Genomic DNA, 20437 nt, shown 5'->3' with positions numbered 1-20437 from the left:
CGGGGTCAGCGGTCCTGGCCGGAGGGGCGCGAATCGTCAGAGGCGCGGGCGGGCGATTTCGCCTCGTCTCCCATATCGGGAGCCGCACGCGGGGTTGCGAGCCTTGTAAGGGCCGATTTCACATCGTCAAGCAAGCGGTCCCAGTCGCGGTCCGCCGTGCCCATGCGGGCGATGAACACATAGTCGCAGCCGGGGCGCCCGTGCAGGGACGCCAGAAGCCGTGCGGCCTCGCGCAGGCGGCGTTTGCAACGGTTGCGCACCACTGCTCCGCCGACCTTGCGGGTGGCGGTGAATCCCAGGCGGATCGCGGTCTGTCCGTCCTGACGGTCCAGTTGCTGGACCACCACGGCGCCGCGGGCCTGAGAAACACCTTTGGCGGCCGCCAGAAACTGGGGCCGCCGTGTCAGGCGATCGATTTTCATCGGATCGGTCATGCGCCCGCCCTGAAGGGTAATGGGCGCGTGACGTCAGGCCGTCAGGCGCTTACGGCCTTTGGCGCGGCGACGCATAACGATCTTCTGTCCGTTCTTGGTGGCCATCCGCGAACGGAAGCCGTGACGGCGCTTGCGCACGAGTCGCGACGGCTGATAGGTCCGCTTCACGTTCGGCTCCAGGGCTACAGGGTTTCACAACGGACAACAGTCATCCGCTGCAGGAGGCGGGCGTATAAGCGGCGGCGACGGACGAGTCAACGCCGACAAGCGATCCAGAACGTTGCACCAGCCTGAATCCTCTAGGGAAGCCGGACAGCGTCGGTTACGGAGCAGGGATGAACCGGGTCAAACGATTTCTGCCCCTCGCCGTCCTGCTGGCGGCGATCGCGCTGATCTTCGGCATGGGGTGGAACCGCTACCTGTCGCTGGACACGCTGCGCGAGCACGGCGCGGCGTTTCAGGCCCTGGCGAACGAACATTACCTGCTGACGCTGCTGGCGCTGATGCTGCTGTTCGCCCTGCTGACGGCCAGCGTGGTCCCGGGCGTGGTCTTCATCACCGTGACCGCCGGCTATCTGTTCGGCCCCTGGGTCGGCGGCGTGGCCACGGCCTTCGCCGCCACCGCCGGCGCCCTGGCCATCTATTATGTCGGTCGCACCGCGCTCGGCGAATCCCTGCGTCGTCGCGCGGCCCAGGACACGGGGCTGTTGAAGAAGGTCTGCGAGGGCGTGGACCGCAATACATTTTGGTATGTGCTGGTGGCCCGCCTGGTCGTGACCGTGCCCTTCCACCTTATCAATGTCGCCGCCGGGGTCATGGCCGCGCCGCTGCGGCCCTATCTGATCGCCACCTTCATCGGTCTGTTGCCGGCCCACATCATCTATTGCTGGATCGGGTCGGGGCTGAACGAAATCCTGATCCGCGATCCGAACCCGGACCTGCAGAGCCTGTTCGCCCAATTCATGTGGCCCTTGATGGGCGTCGGTTTCCTGTCCTTGCTTCTGCCCCTCGCGCTCAAATTAGTGCAGAAATGGCGGGCTCGACACGGCATGGACGCCGCATGACGGAACGTAAGGCGATCGAGACCCGGCTGCAACCGCGCCCCCACGCTGCGACGGGCCTGATCGCGCGCCTGCAGGCCGTGCGTCTGCCCGAGGTCTGGCGCGAGCGGCTGACGCCCCGCGCGCCGGACGGCCTGTCCAGCCGCCTGCTGCTGCTGACCGTGGCCTTCACCCTGGCGGTGGCCGCCCTGATCATCGTGCCCAGCGCCGCCTCCTTCCAGGAGCGGTGGCTGATGGACCGGCTGCAGGCCGCCGAACTGGCCTCGGTCGGGGTCGAGGCCCTGCCCTACTCCGCAGTCGAGGACTCCACCGCCGAGCAGTTGCTCAGCATCGGCGGGGTCCAGTCGGTCGTGGTCGGCGAGCAGGGCGTGCGACGCCTGCTGCTGCAGGCTCCCAACCTGCCCCGCGCGCCCGACCTGATCGACCTGCGCCAGCGCAACATCGGCGCCCGCCTGCTGGACCCGTGGAAGACCCTGTTCGGCCACCCTGACCGATCGATCCGGGTTCAGGCCAAGCCGCGGTATCGCTCAGGCGACTTCATCGAAATCCTGGCCCCCGCCCAGCCGCTGAAGGTCGAGCTGAAGACCTTCCTGCTCAACAGCCTGACCATGTCCCTGCTGATCGCCATGGTCGCGGGGGCCTTGCTCTACGTCTCCCTGTCCTTCCTGGTGCTGACGCCCCTGCGCCGGGTGACGCGCGCTATCGAACGGTTCGCCGCCGACCCCGAAAGCGCGGGCGAGGCGCCCTCGGACCGCCATGACGAGATCGGCCGGGTCGAACGCGAACTGGCGCGGATGCAGGAAGAGGTGCGTCAGTCGCTGCGCGCGCGCGCGCGTCTGGTGGCGCTGGGCGAAGCGGTGGCCAAGATCAACCACGACCTGCGCAACATGCTGACCTCGGCCCAGATGGCGTCGGAGCGGCTGTCCAGTTCGTCCGACCCGCTGGTGGCCAAGGCCCTGCCTCGGCTGGAGCGCGCCCTGAGCCGCGCCGCCGCCCTGGCCCGCAATGTGCTGGAATACGGCAAGTCCGAAGAAGCCCCGCCCCAGCGCCAGAAGATGCTGCTGGCCCGCGTCGTGGCCGTCGCCGCCGAGGATGCGGGCCTGGAGGAAGACGGCGTGCGTCTGGTCCGAGCCCTGCCCGCCCGCTTCACCGTCAACGCCGACGCCGACCAGTTGCATCGCATTCTGGTCAACCTGATGCGCAACGCCCGTCAGGCCATCGAGAGCGATCCCGCGCGGAACAAGAAGGGCCGGATCACCGTCCGGGCCGAAACCCGCGACGCCGTCGCCGTCATCAGCATCACCGACGACGGACCGGGCATTCCCCAACGTCTGGCCGGGCGGCTGTTCGAACCTTTCGTCAGCGGCCGCGCCTCGGAAGGCACCGGTCTGGGCCTGACCATTTCGCGCGAGTTGGCGGCCAACCACGGCGGCGAGCTGCGGCTGCTGGACACGGGGCCGCAAGGCACGACCTTCGAACTGCGCCTGCCGGCCTGAAGCGACGTGCAGCCATTTGTCCCATTCGGGCGTTGTTTCTGTCTAAAGTCGGAAAAGCCAAGCTTCGATCCGCCCCCCTTCGTTCGGCAAGGATATCCTCCATGATCTACGCCCCCCGCCCGCACCGCGCCGCCCTTCTCGCGGCGGCCGTGAGCGTCCTTCTGGCCGCGCCCGCCCTGGCCCAGACGTCGATGCCGCCCAGGCCCGCCCAGACCGCGCCCAGCGACCCCGTAGGCGACCTGCTGCGCAGCAAGGGCGAGCGCTACCACCGCGCTCCGGATTCCGCTCAGAACCCCGACGAACTACGCCGGACCCAGGCCCTGAACGACGAGATCGTCGCCCAGAATAATCTGGCCGAGAACGAGGACCGCGCCAACGCCGCCGCCCATGCTCAGGCGCTGGCCCGCTATCAAGCCGGAATGGAAGCCGCGGAGGCCGATCGCCAGCGTTATGACGCCGAAGCGCGCGCCGCCGCCGAAGGGCAGGCGCGCTATGAGCAACAGATGGCCGACTGGCGCGCCACGGTCGCGGCCTGCGAACGCGGCGACCGCGCGCGCTGCAACGCCGGAAGTCAGGCGCCCGGACCGTATAGGCCCTACTAGATCGAACGAGCGCGCGCTCTCGATCACGACGCCCGGCAGGCCTTCCGGCCGCCGGGCTCGGAATGGAGGGATCAGCCCTCGGCGGTCTCGCGGCGCTTCATCATGGCGTCGAAGCTGTCCCAGACGCCGTCGGCGCCGTGCCAGGCGCCCTGCGTCGCCGCCTTGGAGTATTCGGTGGCGCGCGCCTCGAAGAAGTTGGCGTGCTCCACGCCGCTGAGCAGCGACTGCAGCCAGGGCAGCGGGTTTTCGGTAACGCCATACACTTCCGGCAGCTTCAGCTGGCGCAGGCGCCAGTCGGCGATGAAGCGAATGTAGGACTTGATATCGTCCGGCGTCATGCCGTGCACCGGGCCCATTTCGAAGGCCAGGTCGATGAACTTGTCTTCCATGTCGACCACCGTCTTGCAGCAGTCGACGATGTCGTCGGCCACGGCCTTGGTGACGGCGCCCGTCTCCTTGTTGAAGGCGTGGTACAGCTTGATGATGCCTTCGCAGTGCAGGCTCTCGTCACGCACCGACCAGCTGACGATCTGCCCCATGCCCTTCATCTTCGACTGGCGCGGGAAGTTCATCAGCATGGCGAAGCTGGCGAACAGCTGCAGCCCCTCGGAAAAGCCGCCGAACATGGCCAGGGTCCGACAGATGTCGGCGTCCGTCTCGACCCCGAACTGGCCCATGAAGTCATGCTTGTCGCGCATGGCCTCGTATTCCATGAAGGCGCCGAACTCGCTCTCGGGCATGCCGATGGTTTCGAGCAGCAGGGCGTAGGCCGCGATATGGATCGTCTCCATATTGGCGAACGACGCCAGCATCATCTTCACTTCGGTCGGTTTGAACACCCGGCCGTAGCGCTCCATGTAGTTGTCCTGGACCTCGATGTCGGCCTGGGTGAAGAATCGGAAGATCTGCGTCAGCAGGTTGCGCTCGCTGTCGGTCAGGTTGGCGGCCCAGTCCTTGACGTCCTCGCCCAGCGGCACCTCTTCGGGCATCCAGTGGACCTGCTGCTGCGTCTTCCACATGTCGAAAGCCCACGGATAGCGGAACGGCTTGTAGGCCGCCGAGGGCGTCAGCAGTCCGGCCGTTCCGGGGCGGATGATCGAGGTGTGGGCGTTCATCGAAATGACCTGAGGCGAATCCGGAGGAGGGACCCAACATGCGTCCGCGCCGCCTCGGCGCCAAGCTGAAACGCGCTTATTTTGCGATCACATTTTTTCGGACCGCTAGATATGGTGGTCACGGACAATCACACGGGGAGAAGCCTGGGGATGACCTATACGCTCTACGGCGCCGCCGGCTCGGGTTCGGTCCCGGTCGAGGCGGCCATGACCCTGATCGGCCTGGACTATCGCGTCATCGAGGCCCCGACCTGGGAAGGCGAGACCGAGCGCGACAAGGTCGCCGTCGCCAATCCCATGCGCCAGATCCCGGCCCTGATCACGCCGGTCGGAGAGATCATCACCGAAAGCGCCGCCCTCCTGATCTGGCTGGCCGACGCCTATCCCGAGGCGGGGCTGGGACCGAGGCTCGACGACCCGCGCCGCGCCCAGTTCCTGCGCTGGATGACCTTCATCCCCGCCGCCGTCTATTCGATGTTCTGGGTGCGGGACGAACCGTCGCGGCTGGTCGGTGACGACGCGGCGGCGCAGGAACAGGTGAAGCAGCGCACCGCCGAGCGCATCGCCGAATGCTGGCGCGTCATGGACAGCCAGATCGAACCGGGCCGCTTCCTGCTGGGCGACGAGTTGAGCGTGCTCGATCTCTATGTCGCCGTCGCCAGCCGCTGGACGCCGCGTCGGACGCGTTTTTACGCCGAGGCGCCGCGCATGGCCGAGGCGGTGCGCCGGGTGGACGCCCTGCCCGCGCTGCAGGCCTTTTGGGCCGAGCGCTTCCCGTTTGAAGACGGCACGATCTAGGCCGCCGCCCGCTCCAGACGAGCCGCCGCCGCCTGCATGGCCTGATCGATCGCGGCATAGAGGCGGACATGGGTGATCGGCTTGGCCAGATGCCCGTCCATGCCCGCGTCTCGGCACCGGTCGGCGTCCTCGGGCATGGCGTCGGCGGTCACCGCCAGGATCGGCGCCGCAGCCGCAGGAGAGGCCAGGGCGCGAATCTGTCGCGTGGCGGCCAGGCCGTCCAGGCGCGGCATCCGCACATCCATCAGGATCAGATCGAACGCCCCTTCACCCGCGCGCTCGACCGCCTCCATTCCGTCGACCGCCTCGACCGTCTCGCAGTCGGCGGCGGCCAGCATCAGCCGCATCATCTCGCGGTTCACGGGATGATCGTCGACGATCAGAACGCGCAAGGCGCGATCCGCCTCGCCGACCGCAGCGACGGGCTCCTCCGACAGCCGGGGCAGAGGCACGGTCAGGACGAAGGTCGCCCCCTCCCCCACGATGCTGCGCGTCTCGATCCGTCCGCCCATCCGCTGCGCCAGAGCCTGGACCAGCGGCAGCCCCACCCCAGCCCCCATGTGGCGCCGTTGCAGGGAATCATCGCCCTGAACGAAGGCTTCGAACAGATGCGGCATCAGATCCGGCGCTATGCCGACGCCGGTATCGGCCACGATGATGGAGACCGCGCCGCTGCCGTAGCCGGCCGTCACGCGCACCTCGCCGCAATCCGTGAATTTGACGGCGTTGGAGATCAGGTGATGCAGCGCCTGACGCAGCCGGCGCCGCTCGCCGAAGAAGGTACCCTGCGCCCCGGGCTCGACAGCCAGCGTCACCGGCAGCCCCTTGGCCCGGGCGTTCGCCATGGCTGGAGCGGCGGCCTCCTGCAGCAGATCGGCCAAGCTCAGGTTCTCGGCGGAGACCTCTTCGCCCCCGCGCGAGAAGTCCAGCACGTCCTCGACCAGCATCAGCATGGCGTCGCCGGAGCGGCGGACGGCTTCCACCTGAGTCGCGGCTTCGGCAGGCAGGTCCGTTCGACGCGACAGCAGGTCGGCGTAGCCGACGACGCCGTTCAGCGGCGTGCGCATCTCGTGGCTCATCAGGGCGAGGAACCGCGACTTGGCCGCATCGGCCGCCTCTGCCGCCGCGCGCGCCTTGAGCGCGGCCGCCGTCCGCCGCTGCAGACGCGCCGTCAGCTGACGGCGCTCGCTCATCAATGTGCTGACCGGCAGGGCGGTGATCACCGTGACCAGAAGGAAGACATAATAGGCGCCCATCTGCCGCATCCGCAGCGGCACCGCCGCCAGGTCCGCAACATCGGGAACCGGCGTCAGCATCACCGGGCCGTGGCCGGTCAGCGTCGCCATTCCGCTGATCGCCGTGGTCAGGATCAGAGCCGCCGCGGTCCAAGGCGGCGACAGGCGGAAGGCGACCAGCAGCAGGGGCGGCAGAACCAGATAGGCCATGGCTTCCGGGCGGCTGAAGACCCAGGCCGTCGTCGCGGCCAGCAGCAGAAGAAGACCGACCGCCTCAGACGGACGGGCCGTCCCTTCCTCTCGGAAGCGATGAGCGCGCGCGAGCAGCAACAAGGACGGCGTCACGATCAGCAACCCCAGAAGCTCCATGCCGAACATGTGCCGCCAGACGAAGGCCGCATAGACGGGCGAATAGCCCCGCAGCCACATGCCCGCCGCGATCGACAGGCTCGTGCTGAGCGCCACCGTCGGCGCGATGGCCATCAGGCCGAAGGCGATCAGACGCCGGGGCCGCCGCATGTCCAGGGCCGCGCCGCCGACGCGCCGCGCGAGCAAGGCCGCGACCAGCACCTGCGCCATGTTCAGCACGGCGTTGATCAGCAGCAGCGGCATGGCGTCGCCGCGCAGGACGTTGCTAGCCAGATTCAGCGCGAAACAGACGAGCAGGACCGCCACGGCCTTGCGTCGGTGCAGTTGCAGCAGCGCGGCCAGCATGACGCCGTTGGCCGGCCAGACGATGATCGCCTGAAAGGTCGCGGCGCTCCATTGGCCCAGCACCAGGCAGGCGACGAACAGCACGACATAGGCGATCGGCGGGGGCCCTGCCTCTCGCCCCGCATCATGGCGAAATAACCGCCAGCGTCCGGTCATGCCTATTCCCCGCCTCACCTAAGGCCGAACTTGCGGGCGAAACGTAAAAAATTCTTGCGAACGCCTATGCGAGGTTATGCGTAGCGCCGTTCTTTTATCGGCGCTCTAAATCAACCCCATGACCCGGGCTTCATCTTCCAAGCCGTCGCGGAACTGCGGCGCGGCCAGACCGATCAGGGCGCGGGCGCGCTGATCCGCGGCCAGGCCGCGCAGATTGACCCAGCCGTGTTCGGTCACCACGAACTGGGTGTCGTTGCGCGGCGTCGTCACCGGCCCGTCCAGTCTGGCGACGATGCGCGAGGCCGTTCCCCGCGCCGCCGTCGAATGGCAGGCGATGATCGACTTGCCCCCCTCCGAGGCCGAAGCGCCGCGCACGAAGTCCAATTGCCCGCCCGAGGCCGTATATTGCCGCCCGTTCAGATACTCCGAACAACAGGCGCCGAAGAGGTCGATCTGCAGCGTGGCGTTGACCGACACCATTCGGTCGTTCCGCGCGATCACCGCCGGATCGTTGACGTAGTCGACGGGCCGCGCCTCCAGCGCCGGGTTCTCGTTCAGGAATTCATAGGTCGAACGATCGCCCATGGAGAAGGTGAAGACCGTCTTGCCCGGATGCAGGGTCTTCTTCGCATTGGTCACGACCCCGGCCCGCATCAGCTCGACCAGCCCCGGCGTCAGCATCTCGGTATGGATGCCCAGATCGACATGGTCGTGCAGGGCGGCGCAGACCGCGTCCGGCAGGGCGCCGATGCCCATCTGCAGCGTCGATCCGTTCTCGACCAGACCGGCGATGATGCCGCCGATGGCCAGGTCCTGCGGCTGCTGCGGGGCCTTGCCGGCCTCCAACAAGGGGGCTGAGTGTTCGACCAGAGCCGTGACCTGGGACACATGCACCGTGCAGTCGCCGAACACGCGCGGCATGTGCGGATTGACCTCCAGGATCACCCGCTTGGCCGACCTGGACGCCGCCAGCGCATAGTCGGTGTTGGTGCCGAAGCTGAAGTTGCCGTCCGCGTCCATCGGCGAGACCGTGGCCAGCAGGGTGTCCACCACGACCTCGTGCGTCAGGACGTGAGGGGCCTGCTGGAAGCCGGTGGGAATGAACCAGACGGCGCGCCGCCCCGCCTCGATCCCGCGCGCCTCCAGCTTCCGCTCGATGGCGCCATGGAACAGGCTGTAGGGGCGGATGCGGTCGGTCAGTTCGTAGCGGAGCACCGTCTCGCCCGCTATGGCGGTGGACAGCAGGTAGTAGAGGTTGACGTCGCCGACCTCGTTCGCCTCGGCCCGATCGGCCAGGGCCTTCAGCAGGGCCGGCGGCTGACCGACGCCCAGGGCCATGGCCACCCTGGCCCCCGACGGGATCAGGGCGGCGGCGGCGGCGGGCGACATCAGGCGCTCGGCGTACTGGGCGCCATAAGGGATGATGGGGTCGGTCATGGGGCGTCATCCTCGAACGGCCGTTGGGCTCTTCGGTCCGTTATCGAGCCTTCCGCCCTTTGCGACCGCTAGACATTGGTCGAAGGCGCGTCCTGAAGCGGGGCCCCGCGCAACCTTTGACGCCGCTCGATCGCATAGGCGATCAGCCACAGAATCATGGCCCAGGCCGCGCCGACGCTCCACCCCGCGAAGACGTCCGAGGCCCAGTGGGCGCCGAGATAGATGCGCGTCAGCCCGGTCAGCAGGGCGATCAGCACGCCGACGCCCAGGACATAGGCCTTCAGTCTTTTGCGGGGGAAGGCGCGCGTCAGCATGACGCCGAGCGTCAGATAGAAGACGGTCGACAACAGGGCATGGCCCGAGGGGAAGCTGGCGTTCAGCGTCTGGACCGCCTGATACTCCAGCGGCGGCCGCTCGCGCTCGAACAGGGCCTTCAACCCCTCGCTGAGGGCGACGCCGCCGGCCAGGCCGCAGACCAGCAGCAGGGCCGACAGCCGCTTTCCCTGAATCAGCAGAAAGCCCAGAGCGATCAGGGCGAACAGGGCCAGGACCGAAATTCCGCCCAGCGAGGTCAGGTCGGCCGCCGCCTCTTGCAGCCACCACGGTCCCCAGGGCCGGGCCGGATCGTCGACGTAGGGCCGGACTGCATGCAGCACCGCCACGTCGAACGCCTGGCCGCCTGGCTCGCGCATGTCGTCGGCCAGTTCAACGAAAGTCAGCGTCCCCAAGGCCGCCACCAGCAGGGCGGCGACGGCGGCGATTTCGCTGCGGGCGACCCTCAGGGCGCGGGTCAGGAAGGCGGTCGGATGCGGAGCCATGAGCCGCTAACGGCTACGCTGGCTGCGCGTTCCCGCGCCCGCGTCATCACGCCGTCGTGATGAGCGCTTCGGGCGGGCGGGAAAAGTGATCGCCCCAATTTCCGAGGCATTTCCACAGGGTGGCGGAGGCCGCCCACCGATTCGTCGGAAAAGCGCGCGTCAAGAGCTTTACGAGCGGTTAGGGATGTGCGCCCATATATGTAGCCGAGCGCGGGAACAGAAACACCATATCTAGTGTTTCAATACGGCACGGTCTTCTAACGGATTTGATCGGGGCAGTGATCAATATGGCTGGCGGCGAAGCTTTGCAGACCACGGATTTCATGGCGGTTTCCTCCGCGCCGCCTGAAGGCAAGCCGCAGTTGAAGGTCGTCACCGGCCTGCAACTGGACCGCAGCCGCGACGCCCTGCTGACGGATTTCGGCAAAAAGACCCTGGAAGATCGCTACCTCCTGCCCGGCGAAAGCTATCAGGACATGTTCGCCCGCGTCTCGACGGCCTATGCCGACGACGCCGAACACGCCCAGCGCATCTACGACTACATGTCCAAGCTGTGGTTCATGCCGGCCACCCCGGTCCTGTCGAACGGCGGCGCCGGTCGCGGCCTGCCGATCAGTTGCTTCCTGAACGCCGTGGGCGACTCGCTCGACGGCATCCAGAGCGTGTGGAACGAGAACGTCGCCCTGGCCTCGAACGGCGGCGGCATCGGCACCTATTGGGGCGGCGTCCGCTCCATCGGCGAGAAGGTCAAGGGCGCCGGCCAGACCTCGGGCATCATCCCTTTCATCCGCGTGATGGATTCGCTGACCCTGGCGATCAGCCAAGGTTCGCTGCGTCGCGGTTCGGCCGCCGTCTATCTGGACGTTCACCACCCCGAGATCGAGGAGTTCCTCGAGATCCGCAAACCCTCGGGCGACTTCAACCGCAAGTCGCTGAACCTGCACCACGGCATCAGCATCACCGATGAGTTCATGGAGGCGGTGCGCGACGGTCGCCCCTTCCACCTGCTCTCGCCCAAGTCCGGCGAAGTGATGAAGACGGTCGACGCCCGCAACCTGTGGCAGAAGATTCTTGAGATCCGCCTGCAGACCGGCGAGCCCTACCTGATCTTCTCCGACACCGTGAACCGGTCGATGCCGCAGCACCAGAAGGACCTGGGGCTGAAGGTCAAGCAGTCGAACCTGTGCTCGGAAATCATGCTGCACACCGGCAAGGACCACCTGGGCGTGGACCGCACCGCCGTCTGCTGCCTGTCCTCGGTCAACGCCGAGGCCTTCCTGGAATGGCGCGAAGAACCCAAGTTCATCGAGGATGTCATGCGCTTCCTCGACAACGTGCTGGAAAGCTTCATCCAGACGGCGCCGGCCGACATGAAGGCCGCCGTCTATTCCGCCAAGCGCGAGCGTTCGGTGGGTCTCGGCCTGATGGGCTTCCACTCCTTCCTGCAGGCGCAGGGCGTGGCCTTTGAATCGGCCATGGCCAAGTCGTGGAACATGCGTCTGTTCAAGCACCTGCGCCGCGAGGCCGACAAGGCTTCCAAGCTTCTGGCCGAGGAAAAGGGCGCCTGCCTGGACGCCGCCGAACGCGGCGTGATGGAGCGGTTCAGCCACAAGCTGGCCATCGCCCCGACCGCCTCGATCTCGATCATTTGCGGCGGCACGTCCGCCGGCATCGAGCCGATCCCGGCCAACATCTATACGCACAAGACCCTGTCGGGCTCGTTCGCGGTCAAGAACCCCTACCTGCAGAAGCTGCTGGGCGAGAAGGGCATCGACACCGAAGCCGTGTGGAACTCGATCCTCGAACACGAAGGTTCGGTCCAGCACCTGGAGACCCTGTCGGACGACGAGAAGGGCATCTTCAAGACCGCCTTCGAACTGGACCAGCGCTGGATCGTCGAACTGTCGGCTGATCGCTCGCCGGAAATCTGCCAGGCTCAGTCGATCAACCTCTTCATCCCCGGCGACGTGAACAAGTGGGACCTGCACATGCTGCACTGGTCCGCCTGGGAACGCGGCGTGAAGTCGCTTTATTATCTGCGCTCGAAATCGGTGCAGCGCGCCGCCTTCGCCGGCGCGGACGACAAGGCCGAAGCCGAGATCGATCCGAACCAGCCGGACCTCTTCTCCGCCGCGCGCACCGACTACGACGAGTGCCTGGCCTGCCAGTAGGCCCCGCCCTCTCATCACCTTCGCCTGATCATGCCGCCCGGAGGAACCGTCCTCCGGGCGGCTTCGTTTCGTCGGGACAGGATTGTGGCGCTAAAGAGTCCGTTGCGGTTCTCCACCGTTAGTGCACAGTGGAGTCGTTGACGGATCGGGAGGGCCGTTGTGCGCGTAGAGGCTTGCCTGATTGGTCTGCTGGTTGTCGTGGCTCTGCCCGCGACGGCGGACGCACAGGCGAGCGTTGCCCGCAGTTCAACGCCGCCCGCCATCGCCGCCCGCGGAGGCGACGCCGTCCGATTCGAGGACGCCGCCGCCCTGCTGAACCGCGAAACCGCCTTCACCGCCGCAGACACGCCCTTCGGCGCCCCGATCGCCATGGTCGACGCCCTGGTTGGCGCCCTGCTCGACGCCCCCCTGGGCGGCACAGCCTTCACCGCCGCCCAGACCGAGGCCTGGTTCGCCGGTGACGGCTTCACCGACCGACTGCGCCTGACCACCATAGGCGAATTGCGCCGGGCCGACGGCGCGCCGGTGCCGCCGCGACCTCTGGACGCCCGCGCCTTTGACGCCGAGGGCTATGACGTCACCTATACGCGCGGCTGGGTCGCCGCGCGGGGCCGCACGCCCTCGGGTCTGGAGGTGTCGCTGACGCCGCACGCCGGCGTGGGCTTCGGCAGCGAAGGCACGTCGGCGGAAGCCGGCGCCACGCTCAAGATCGGCGAGGGACTCGACCGCCTCGCGCCCAATGGCGACGAAGCCTTCGGAGAACGCGCCCGATGGTACCTTTACGCCGCCGGTTCGAAACGCGCCGTCGGCTATAATTTCGCCCGCACCCGCGACGGCGACTTCGCCCGCTCGGGCATGAGCCACGACTCCGGTTCCTATCTGGGCGACGCCTCCGTCGGCGTGGCCTATCGCCGGGGCGCCATGCAGAGCTCGTTCGGCATCGTCTATCGCGAAATCGAGGCCAAGGGCATCAGGGCCTACAACGGCATCAACACCGACGTGTCGGAAGGCCTGGTGGCCTTCCAACTGACGATCCGACCTCACGAATAGGGGCGAGCGCCTACTGGCTGCGCGCCACGCCCTCGCGACGGCTGTCCGCCCCGCCGTCCCAGCGCCCGTTGCGCCACAAGGCGCCGTGCAGACCCGAATTCTCCGAGGCGTTCGGCCGCAGCACGATCCCCCGCATGGCCATGCCCGCCTGGATCTCGGCCGTGAAGCCTTCGGTGTCGGCGCCGAACCCGTCGCCCTTGGCCACCAGATTGGGCAGGTCGAAGGCCGCCTGCACCGGCAGGTCCCAGCTCAGGGTCGCGATCAGCGCCTTGGCGTTATAGGCCAGGATGGAGGATCCGCCCGGCGACCCCATGGCCCCCAGCAGCCGCCCCTGACGGTCCAGCACGATGACCGGCGACATGGACGAGCGCGGCCGCTTGCCTGCCGCCACGGCATTGGCCGCCGGCGTGCCGTCGGCCGCCGTCGGGACCATCGAGAAGTCGGTCAGTTGATTATTCAGGAAGAAGCCGCCCGCCATCCGACCCGAGCCGAACAGGCTCTCGACCGTGGTGGTCATGCTGACGGCGTTGCCCTTGGCGTCGACGACCACGAAGTGGGAGGTGCCGGCGGGCTCGCGCGTCGCGTCGGCGCCGACGCGCGGCGCCCCCGGCGGCGTCCCGAAGGGCGCCGCCCCGCGCAAGGCCGGGGCCAGGGCCGCACGCTCGGCCACATAGGCGGGGTCCAGCAGGCCCGCGACCGGCACGGCAACGAAGCCCGGGTCGCCGAAATAGCGGTCACGGTCGGCGTACATCAACCGCTGCAACTGGGCGAAGGCGGCCCAGGCCGCGGGGCTTTGCGGCCCCTTGTCGAGATCGGGCGTCCGCTCGCCCATGGCCAGCAGTTGCAGGATCGACGCCCCGCTGGACGGCGGCGGCGGCACGCAGACGACATAGACCTTGTAGGGACCGCAGACGGCCTCGCGCACGATGGGCTTATAGGCGGCGATGTCGGCGGTGGTCAGCCCGCCCGGACGCGGCCCCTCGGCCACCGCGGCGGCGATGGCCTCGGCCAGCCGCCCCTGCTGCAGGCCCGCCGCGCCCTCGCGCGCGATCGTCCGCACCGTCTCGGCGTAGGCGGGGTTCTTCAGCACGTCCCCGGCGACATAGCGGGCGCCGTCCGGCTTGGTGAAATAGGCGGTGGCCCAGCGCGTCTTGGCCTGGGGCGCGTCCGACGCGATCATCCCGGCCAGACGCGGGCTGACGACAAAGCCGTCTTGCGCCAGCCGCTCGGCGTCGCCGAACAACTCCGACCAGGCCAGCGCCCCGTGCTGCTTCTGCGCCAGGGCCAGCATGGGCACGGCGCCCGGCGCGCCGGTGGAGCGCCCGCTCAGCACCGCATCGACGAAGGGCAGCGGCCGCCCGTTCTCATAGAAGAGCTCGGGCGTGGCCGAGGCCGGCGCCGTCTCGCGCCCGTCATAGACGGTGATCGCCTCGCTCTCGGCGTCGTAGAACATCATGAAGGCGCCGCCGCCCAGGCCCGAGGACTGCGGCTCGACCAGACCCAACACCGCCTGGACGGCCACGGCGGCGTCCACTGCCGACCCGCCGCGCGCCAGAACCTTCATCCCGGCCTCGACCGCCAGAGGATTGGCCGCCGACACGAAGGGCCCTCGCGCGGGCGCCTCCGTCGTCGCCGCGACCGGCCCAGCCGTCGCTGCATCCACGACCGGCGCCGTGGCGCATCCCGCCAGCATAGATGCGCCGACGGCCGCTCCCGTCAGAATGAGCGAAATTTTGCGCCGACGGTTCGACGAGGGGTTGGAATAGGCGCGCACTAAACGGCTCCTGCAGGGTTCAGGGAGAGGTTCATGCCTAGTGTCACAGGCCCCAAAGTCCAAGCCTGCATTTTCTATCGAGATTTCCAGAAAAGCCGCTTGCCAGCCTCCGACCCGCCCGCTAGATACCCGGCCTGCCCGCAAGGCAGTGCGCGCCCGTAGCTCAGCTGGATAGAGCATCAGACTACGAATCTGAGGGTCGGACGTTCGAATCGTTCCGGGCGCGCCATTTCTTCTTTCCTTGCATCAGACGTTTCATGAGGCGGACCCGCCCGGGCCCGCCTTTAGCCATGCGCGCTAGCGCCCCTTGACGGATCACGCCTTAAGATTGTTGCCTGGCAGAGGCGAGGCCTGACCATGAGGCGACTCCTGCCTTTCTGACGCCTGATCGTGATCGACGCGGCGTCGCTGAAGGCGCGACGAATTCAGGGGACGGGTCGGCGCTAGCGCCAGCGCGCGAGCCGAGCCACGCCGAGAGCGCGGCCCGCGCCACAGCCTCGGGCAATCTGGCGGACACCAGCGCGTTTTAGGTGGCCAAGGGCGGCTATGTCGCCGACGCCCGCCTCGCCCTCAAAGGACCGCTTCGGTCCCCGGCGGCGCGACGCCCAGCGCCACGCGCCATGTTCTTAAGCGGCCGTCAGCCTTCGACGGAACGCAGGCCCGACACCGAAGCCTGCTGCACCACCGGGCGGCGCTGGCCGCCGGCGGCGATGATCCGGTCGATGCGCGCCTTTTCGGCGCGGAAGGCGGCCAGATCCGAGCCCTCCAGAACGGTGCCCTCCTGGGTCTTCACGCCGGCCGGATTGATCCGCTGACCGCCGCGCCACAGTTCGTAGTGCAGGTGCGGGCCGGTCGAGGCGCCGGTCGAGCCGACATAGGCGACGATCTGGCCCTGGCTGACGCGCTGACCGGCGCGAATGCCCGAGCCGTAGCGCGACAGGTGGCCGTAGCCGCTTTCCAGACCGTTGGAATGACGGATGCGCAGCCAGTTGCCGTAGCCGCCCCAGCGACGGGCTTCGACAACCACGCCGTCGGCGGGCGCCACGATGGGCGTGCCGGTCGTCGCCGCGAAATCCATCCCCTGGTGCATCTTGCGATAGCCCGAGATGGGGTGGGTGCGGACGCCGAAATTGGAGCTGACCCGGCGGAAGCTCTGCAACGGGGTGCGCATCATGGCCGAACGGGTGTTCTTGCCGGTGGCGTCGAAATATTCCGCCGCCTTAGCGCCGGGGCGCTGATAGCGGTAGAAGGCGTGGCCCTTGAGCTCGGCGTAGAGCAGTTCGCCGGTCTCGACCGTGCGGCCCGCCTCGGTCACCGAACGGTCGAAGACCAGGGTGAATTCGTCAGAGGCCTTCACGTCGCGCTGCATGTCAAACTTGTGCGCGAACAACTGGCTGGCGCGGCGCACGACCGTCGAGGTGGCGCCCAGTTCGCGGGCGCTGGCCGACAGGGAACGCTGGACCTTGTCGTTGGCGACCACGGTTTCGTGCGTCACGTTTTCGTCGAGAGCGCGCAGGCGCAGGGCCCCGTCGAAGCTGCGCGACACGGTCAGCTGGCTGGCCGGGCCGGTGCGCATGGTCAGGCCGATCAGGCGGGCGTCGCCGCGGCCGCCGCGCGGCTTGGACACCGCCGTCTCGAATTTCAGACCGGCGCGCAGGTCCTTGAGGTCGAAGGCGCTGGCGATGGTGGCGGCGACGGCGCTGGCTTCCTCGGCGCCGATGCCGGTGCGGCGCACAGCCTGTTCGAAGGTTTCGCCGCGGCGGATTTGAACGGGGATGGCCTCGGGGGCCGTCAGACCGGCGGGCGCGCCGGCGGCGGCGTAGGCCTGGGTCTCGAGATAGGCGAACTGTTCAGACGTCAGCGCCGGAACTTCCTCGGCGCGCGCCGGTTCATAGGCTTGACCCGCCATCAGGGCGATGGCCACGGCTGCGGCCGTCGTCAGGAGATGCGGCGCGAGCCGCATGGGCTGGCGGCGCGGATCGAACTGAGCCATCGGTCCCCGGCAATCGACGACGCCTCGCAGCGCCAAACCACTCGAATCATGGATCGCGTCCAGGTCCCCCCGGAAACGCGAAGCGAGCGATATAGCCCGTCCGTCCCAACTTGGGAAGCGCGCAGGTTACAATTGGTTAACTTGGCCGGGTGAACGCTGAGTATTCCACCGTTTTTCCAGGATCTCCCGACATCAACGGCCCTTTTCTTGCCTTGCTCGACTGAACAGTGACTGAAGCGACACGCCCCAGTGTTCATGCGGCCACAACTGTTGTCCGCGAGCAATCTGTGGCGTTGTTGCCCCTCCTTCCGCCGCCGAACGCCGAGCGCCTTTGACCGACGACACTCCTGCTCCCCAGCCCCAGCCCCAGCCTCAGGCCCGCCGTCGCCCGGACTCCGTCGCCCGGACGATGCTGATCGTTCTGCTGATCGGCGTCCTGCTGCTCGTTGTCCTGGCCGCCGCCCTCTATCTGAACCGGCGCGCCGCCGCCCGCGAACTGCTGACCGACTGGCTGGACCGCAAGGGAATCGACGCGGACGTCGAGGTCGAACAGCTCGAGATGGACGGCTTCGTCGGCAAGATCGTCATCGGCGACCCGCGCAATCCTGACTTCAAGGTCGAACGCGTCGAGGTCGACTACGCCCTGGGCATGCCCTGGTCCAAGACCGGCCTGGGCGTGACCCCCAGCCGCATCCGCCTGATCCGCCCGCTGGCCAGGGCCAGTTGGACGAAGGGCCAACTGTCGTTCGGTTCGCTGGACCCCCTGATCAAGGATTTCCTGGCCAAGCCGCCGCGTCCCGACATGCCCGGCCCGCTGGTCATCGTCGAGGGCGGCCGCGCCCGCATCGACACCGAATACGGCCCGGTGCAGGTCCTGGCCGACGCCCGCGTCGACGACGGCAAGCTAATGCAGTTGTCCGCGCGCCTGCCCGCCGCCTCGCTGAAGAGCGGCGAGACCGAAGCGCGAGGCCTGAGCGCCGTCGTCGACCTGACCACCGTCGGCGACCGCGTCGCCCTAAAGATCGAGGCGGAGGCCGAGCGCTTCTCCCTGAACGGCGGCGACGGAACGACCGCCCGGCTAAACCTGACCGGCGACCTGCCCTATCCTGACCTCAAGGCCCGTCGCGGCGACGGGCGCGCCGTCATCGCCGCCCGCCTGACCGCCGACGCCCTGAAGGCCGGCGGGATCGAGGGGCGCAAGACCGAAGCCTCGCTCGACTTCGACGGCCGGACCGAAGGCTGGACCCAGACCTTCCGCGTCGTCGGCAAGGGTCAGATGCGGGTTCGCGCCCAACGCCTGACCGGTCAGGGACTGGAGGCGCGCGGCGCCGACATCGCCCTGAGCCGGGCCGACGTCACCGTGGCGCGCGGCGAACGCGGCCTGGAATGGCGGATCGCCTCTCCCGCCGCCATCACCCTCGACAGCGGAAGCTCGGGCGGGACGCGGTTGAGCCAGGCCGCCCTATCGTCCGGGGGGCTGATCGCGGGTGGTCGCGGCGACGCCTTCGAGATCGAGGGACCTCTGGCGCTGACGGCGGGACGGCTGGCCGCGGGCGACCTGACCCTGAACGACGCGCGCGGGCGGTTGGCGCTGGACGTCGTGCGCGACGGCGTGACCCGGATCACCGCCACCGGGGCGCTGGGCGCGTCGCGCGCCGCCTGGACCGTTTTCGGCGCGCCGGCGGCGGACGACCTGCCTGAACTGGCCGAGCTGAAACGGGCGCTGGGCGCCTTCGCCGTGGATGCGCCGGGGCTGAAGCTGGCCACCGGCAGCGCCGGGACGGAGCTGACCCTGACCCGCCCGATCACGGCCCGTCCGGCCAACGGCGGCGTACTGACCCTGACCCCCGCGCCGACGCCCCTGTTCGCGGCCGAGCCGGATCAAGCGGGCGGGGGCGCCCTGAGCCTTACCGCGCAGCGCGGCGGGGGCCTGCCCGAAGCCCACTTCGCCGTGCCGTCGTGGAGCCTGACGAAGGGCGGCTTCCGCGCCCGGCTGGACGGCAAGGCGGCGCTGGACTTCGGGCCGGGCCGCAACATCGCCCTGTCGACCCAGGGGGAACTGGCGTCCGGCGACGGGCGGCTGACCTATACGACCCAGGACTGCGTCCCCGTCAGCGTCGAACGGCTGGAGTTGGGCGAGAACGACGTGACGGATGTGGCGGGCCGGTTCTGCCCCGCCCACGCCCCGCTGATCACGGTCGCGGACGGGAGTTGGCGCGCCGAGGGCACGCTGGCCGACGTCGCCGCCTCCGCCCCCTTCCTGGCCATGCGTTTCGCCGACGCCCAAGGCCGGCTGGTCGTGGACGGCAAGCCTTCCGGCCTGTCGATGACGGCGACCGTCGCCCGGGCCCAGGTCGCCGACACCACCGATCCTCAACGCTTCCTGCCGCTGGCCGCGACCGGCGAGGCGCGACTGGCCGGCGACGTGTGGAGCGGCGGGTTCGACCTGACCCGTCTGGGCCATGCGGTGGGCCGCGTCGACCTGCGTCACGACAGCAAGGCCGAGGCCGGCGGCGTGACCATCAGCGCGCCCGACCTGACCTTCACCGCCCAGGGGCTTCAGCCCGACGACCTCAGCCCGCTGGCGGCCGACTATCTTAAGTCGCCGGTCGAAGGCTCGGCCGCCTTCGCGGGCCGCTTCGACTGGTCCCGGACCGCCACGACCAGTTCGGGCCTGCTGACCACGCCCGGCCTCGACTTCACCAGCCCGGCCGGCAAGGTGAAGGGGCTAAAGGGCCGGGTCGAGTTCACCAGCCTGACGCCGCTGATCACCGCGCCCGATCAGGTGCTGACGGTCGATCGGCTGGAGTCGGTCACGCCCCTGACCGATCTGGCGCTGCGCTTCGCTCTGGACGAGAAGGCGCTGAATCTGTCCGGCGGCAAGATCCAGGCGGCGGGCGGCCGCATCAGCATCGAACCGCTCAGCATTCCGCTGACGCCCGGCCAGCCCTGGGGCGGGGTGATCGTGGTCGAACAGGTTCAGCTCAACGACCTGCTGAAGAGCGCCAACCTGCAGGAAAAGGCCAAGCTGGATTCCGTCGTGTCGGGCCGCCTGCCCTTCACCTACGCCCCCGATGTCGGCTGGCGCATCACGGGCGGCGTCCTGAACGCGGTCCGCCCCGGTCGTCTGTCGATCCAGCCCGAGGTCTTCGACGACCTGGAGGCCGCGGGCGCGACCGAAGGCGCCGCCGCCCTGCCGCCCAACACCATGCAGGATCTGGCCTATCAGGCGATGCAGGACCTGGCGATCAGCGACCTGAGCGCCGAGGTCAACAGTCTGGACGCAGGGCGTCTGGGCGTTCGCTTCCACATCCATGGCCGCCACGATCCGCCGGAACGCCAGCAACTGCGCCTGAGTTGGATGGACGTGATCCGCCGCGACTTCCTCAAGAAGAAGCTGCCCCTGCCCTCCGACACGCCGATCGACCTGACGCTGGACACCACCTGGAACGCCAACCAGATCGTGTCCGACCTGATGGAATACGCGCGCCGAGGCGAAACGCCCCCAATCGCCCCTTGAGATACGGCGCCGCTTTGTTCAGAACCCATTCACCCGCGGCGGCGTTAGATCGTCACGACCTTA

General features: G+C 68.4%; 15 protein-coding genes and 1 tRNA gene. 8 read left to right on the top strand and 8 right to left on the bottom strand.

The window, feature by feature from the left end; all coding sequences use genetic code 11:
- Positions 1 to 5 precede the first annotated feature (5 nt).
- Together rnpA and rpmH are read right to left on the bottom strand one after the other, a co-directional pair.
- The gene (gene rnpA, locus AC1DJ5_RS05265) at positions 6 to 434 is read right to left on the bottom strand and encodes a ribonuclease P protein component (RefSeq protein ID WP_477019908.1); all 429 of its coding nucleotides are present in this window, start codon (positions 432 to 434) and stop codon (positions 6 to 8) included.
- A gap of 33 nt (positions 435 to 467) precedes the next feature.
- Positions 468 to 602 (bottom strand): 50S ribosomal protein L34, encoded by a 135-nt coding sequence (rpmH, locus tag AC1DJ5_RS05260; protein WP_114818479.1) that lies wholly within the window; start codon positions 600 to 602, stop codon positions 468 to 470.
- Between the two features lie 167 nt (positions 603 to 769).
- Here rpmH and AC1DJ5_RS05255 point away from each other — a divergent pair, with 167 nt between their 5' ends.
- From AC1DJ5_RS05255 to AC1DJ5_RS05245, 3 genes are all read left to right on the top strand, one after another.
- Complete coding sequence (locus AC1DJ5_RS05255; RefSeq protein ID WP_477019907.1) at positions 770 to 1498, top strand: TVP38/TMEM64 family protein; 729 nt, start codon at positions 770 to 772, stop codon at positions 1496 to 1498.
- The gene (locus AC1DJ5_RS05250; protein ID WP_477019906.1) at positions 1495 to 2991 is read left to right on the top strand and encodes a sensor histidine kinase; all 1497 of its coding nucleotides are present in this window, start codon (positions 1495 to 1497) and stop codon (positions 2989 to 2991) included. The genes AC1DJ5_RS05255 and AC1DJ5_RS05250 overlap by 4 nt, the downstream gene beginning before the upstream one ends.
- Positions 2992 to 3092: 101 nt before the next feature.
- Complete coding sequence (locus AC1DJ5_RS05245; RefSeq protein WP_477019905.1) at positions 3093 to 3593, top strand: cell wall hydrolase; 501 nt, start codon at positions 3093 to 3095, stop codon at positions 3591 to 3593.
- A 71-nt stretch (positions 3594 to 3664) separates the two neighbouring features.
- Here the strand turns inward: AC1DJ5_RS05245 and AC1DJ5_RS05240 are convergent, their stop codons facing one another.
- On the bottom strand, positions 3665 to 4708 hold the full coding sequence (locus AC1DJ5_RS05240; protein ID WP_441454331.1) for a ribonucleotide-diphosphate reductase subunit beta: 1044 nt from the start codon (positions 4706 to 4708) through the stop codon (positions 3665 to 3667).
- A gap of 150 nt (positions 4709 to 4858) precedes the next feature.
- Here AC1DJ5_RS05240 and AC1DJ5_RS05235 point away from each other — a divergent pair, with 150 nt between their 5' ends.
- The gene (locus tag AC1DJ5_RS05235) at positions 4859 to 5506 is read left to right on the top strand and encodes a glutathione S-transferase family protein (protein ID WP_477019904.1); all 648 of its coding nucleotides are present in this window, start codon (positions 4859 to 4861) and stop codon (positions 5504 to 5506) included.
- On the opposite strand, the gene AC1DJ5_RS05230 is transcribed toward AC1DJ5_RS05235, so the two are convergent.
- From AC1DJ5_RS05230 to AC1DJ5_RS05220, 3 genes are all read right to left on the bottom strand, one after another.
- Positions 5503 to 7611 (bottom strand): hybrid sensor histidine kinase/response regulator, encoded by a 2109-nt coding sequence (locus AC1DJ5_RS05230; RefSeq protein ID WP_477019903.1) that lies wholly within the window; start codon positions 7609 to 7611, stop codon positions 5503 to 5505. The genes AC1DJ5_RS05235 and AC1DJ5_RS05230 overlap by 4 nt on opposite strands.
- A gap of 105 nt (positions 7612 to 7716) precedes the next feature.
- Positions 7717 to 9048, bottom strand: coding sequence for an acetyl-CoA hydrolase/transferase family protein (locus tag AC1DJ5_RS05225; protein WP_477019902.1), 1332 nt, complete (start codon positions 9046 to 9048; stop codon positions 7717 to 7719).
- A 68-nt stretch (positions 9049 to 9116) separates the two neighbouring features.
- On the bottom strand, positions 9117 to 9866 hold the full coding sequence (locus AC1DJ5_RS05220; RefSeq protein ID WP_477019901.1) for a phosphatase PAP2 family protein: 750 nt from the start codon (positions 9864 to 9866) through the stop codon (positions 9117 to 9119).
- 281 nt (positions 9867 to 10147) lie between these two features.
- Here AC1DJ5_RS05220 and AC1DJ5_RS05215 point away from each other — a divergent pair, with 281 nt between their 5' ends.
- The gene (locus tag AC1DJ5_RS05215) at positions 10148 to 12037 is read left to right on the top strand and encodes a ribonucleoside-diphosphate reductase subunit alpha (protein WP_441454436.1); all 1890 of its coding nucleotides are present in this window, start codon (positions 10148 to 10150) and stop codon (positions 12035 to 12037) included.
- A gap of 159 nt (positions 12038 to 12196) precedes the next feature.
- The gene (locus AC1DJ5_RS05210; RefSeq protein ID WP_477019900.1) at positions 12197 to 13087 is read left to right on the top strand and encodes a lipid A-modifier LpxR family protein; all 891 of its coding nucleotides are present in this window, start codon (positions 12197 to 12199) and stop codon (positions 13085 to 13087) included.
- A 10-nt stretch (positions 13088 to 13097) separates the two neighbouring features.
- Here AC1DJ5_RS05210 and AC1DJ5_RS05205 read toward each other — a convergent pair whose 3' ends face one another.
- Entirely contained in the window at positions 13098 to 14861 is a 1764-nt protein-coding gene (locus AC1DJ5_RS05205; protein ID WP_477019899.1) for a gamma-glutamyltransferase family protein, read from the bottom strand.
- Positions 14862 to 15013: 152 nt separating this feature from the next.
- Between AC1DJ5_RS05205 and AC1DJ5_RS05200 the strand changes: the two genes are divergently transcribed.
- Positions 15014 to 15090 (top strand) — tRNA-Arg (locus AC1DJ5_RS05200).
- A 408-nt stretch (positions 15091 to 15498) separates the two neighbouring features.
- Here the strand turns inward: AC1DJ5_RS05200 and AC1DJ5_RS05195 are convergent.
- Positions 15499 to 16854, bottom strand: a complete 1356-nt coding sequence (locus AC1DJ5_RS05195; protein WP_441454365.1) for a M23 family metallopeptidase — start codon at positions 16852 to 16854, stop codon at positions 15499 to 15501.
- Positions 16855 to 17185: 331 nt separating this feature from the next.
- Here AC1DJ5_RS05195 and AC1DJ5_RS05190 point away from each other — a divergent pair, with 331 nt between their 5' ends.
- On the top strand, positions 17186 to 20374 hold the full coding sequence (locus tag AC1DJ5_RS05190; RefSeq protein WP_477019898.1) for an intermembrane phospholipid transport protein YdbH family protein: 3189 nt from the start codon (positions 17186 to 17188) through the stop codon (positions 20372 to 20374).
- Positions 20375 to 20437: the final 63 nt, after the last annotated feature.

Source organism: Brevundimonas sp. 01N35 (genome assembly GCF_056399785.1).
The sequence above is the reverse complement of the archived record's forward strand: the minus strand, read 5'-3'. Positions and strand labels throughout refer to the sequence as shown.

Excerpts from the sequence above, each read along its gene's own strand:
- AC1DJ5_RS05225 (WP_477019902.1), bottom strand. The coding sequence starts at position 9,048 with ATGACCGACCCCATCATCCCTTATGGCGCCCAGTACGCCGAGCGCCTG.
- AC1DJ5_RS05235 (WP_477019904.1), top strand. The coding sequence starts at position 4,859 with ATGACCTATACGCTCTACGGCGCCGCCGGCTCGGGTTCGGTCCCGGTC.
- AC1DJ5_RS05230 (WP_477019903.1), bottom strand. The coding sequence starts at position 7,611 with ATGACCGGACGCTGGCGGTTATTTCGCCATGATGCGGGGCGAGAGGCA.
- rnpA (WP_477019908.1), bottom strand. The coding sequence starts at position 434 with ATGACCGATCCGATGAAAATCGATCGCCTGACACGGCGGCCCCAGTTT.
- AC1DJ5_RS05245 (WP_477019905.1), top strand. The coding sequence starts at position 3,093 with ATGATCTACGCCCCCCGCCCGCACCGCGCCGCCCTTCTCGCGGCGGCC.
- AC1DJ5_RS05240 (WP_441454331.1), bottom strand. The coding sequence starts at position 4,708 with ATGAACGCCCACACCTCGATCATCCGCCCCGGAACGGCCGGACTGCTG.
- AC1DJ5_RS05250 (WP_477019906.1), top strand. The coding sequence starts at position 1,495 with ATGACGGAACGTAAGGCGATCGAGACCCGGCTGCAACCGCGCCCCCAC.
- AC1DJ5_RS05195 (WP_441454365.1), bottom strand. The coding sequence starts at position 16,854 with ATGGCTCAGTTCGATCCGCGCCGCCAGCCCATGCGGCTCGCGCCGCAT.
- AC1DJ5_RS05255 (WP_477019907.1), top strand. The coding sequence starts at position 770 with ATGAACCGGGTCAAACGATTTCTGCCCCTCGCCGTCCTGCTGGCGGCG.
- AC1DJ5_RS05220 (WP_477019901.1), bottom strand. The coding sequence starts at position 9,866 with ATGGCTCCGCATCCGACCGCCTTCCTGACCCGCGCCCTGAGGGTCGCC.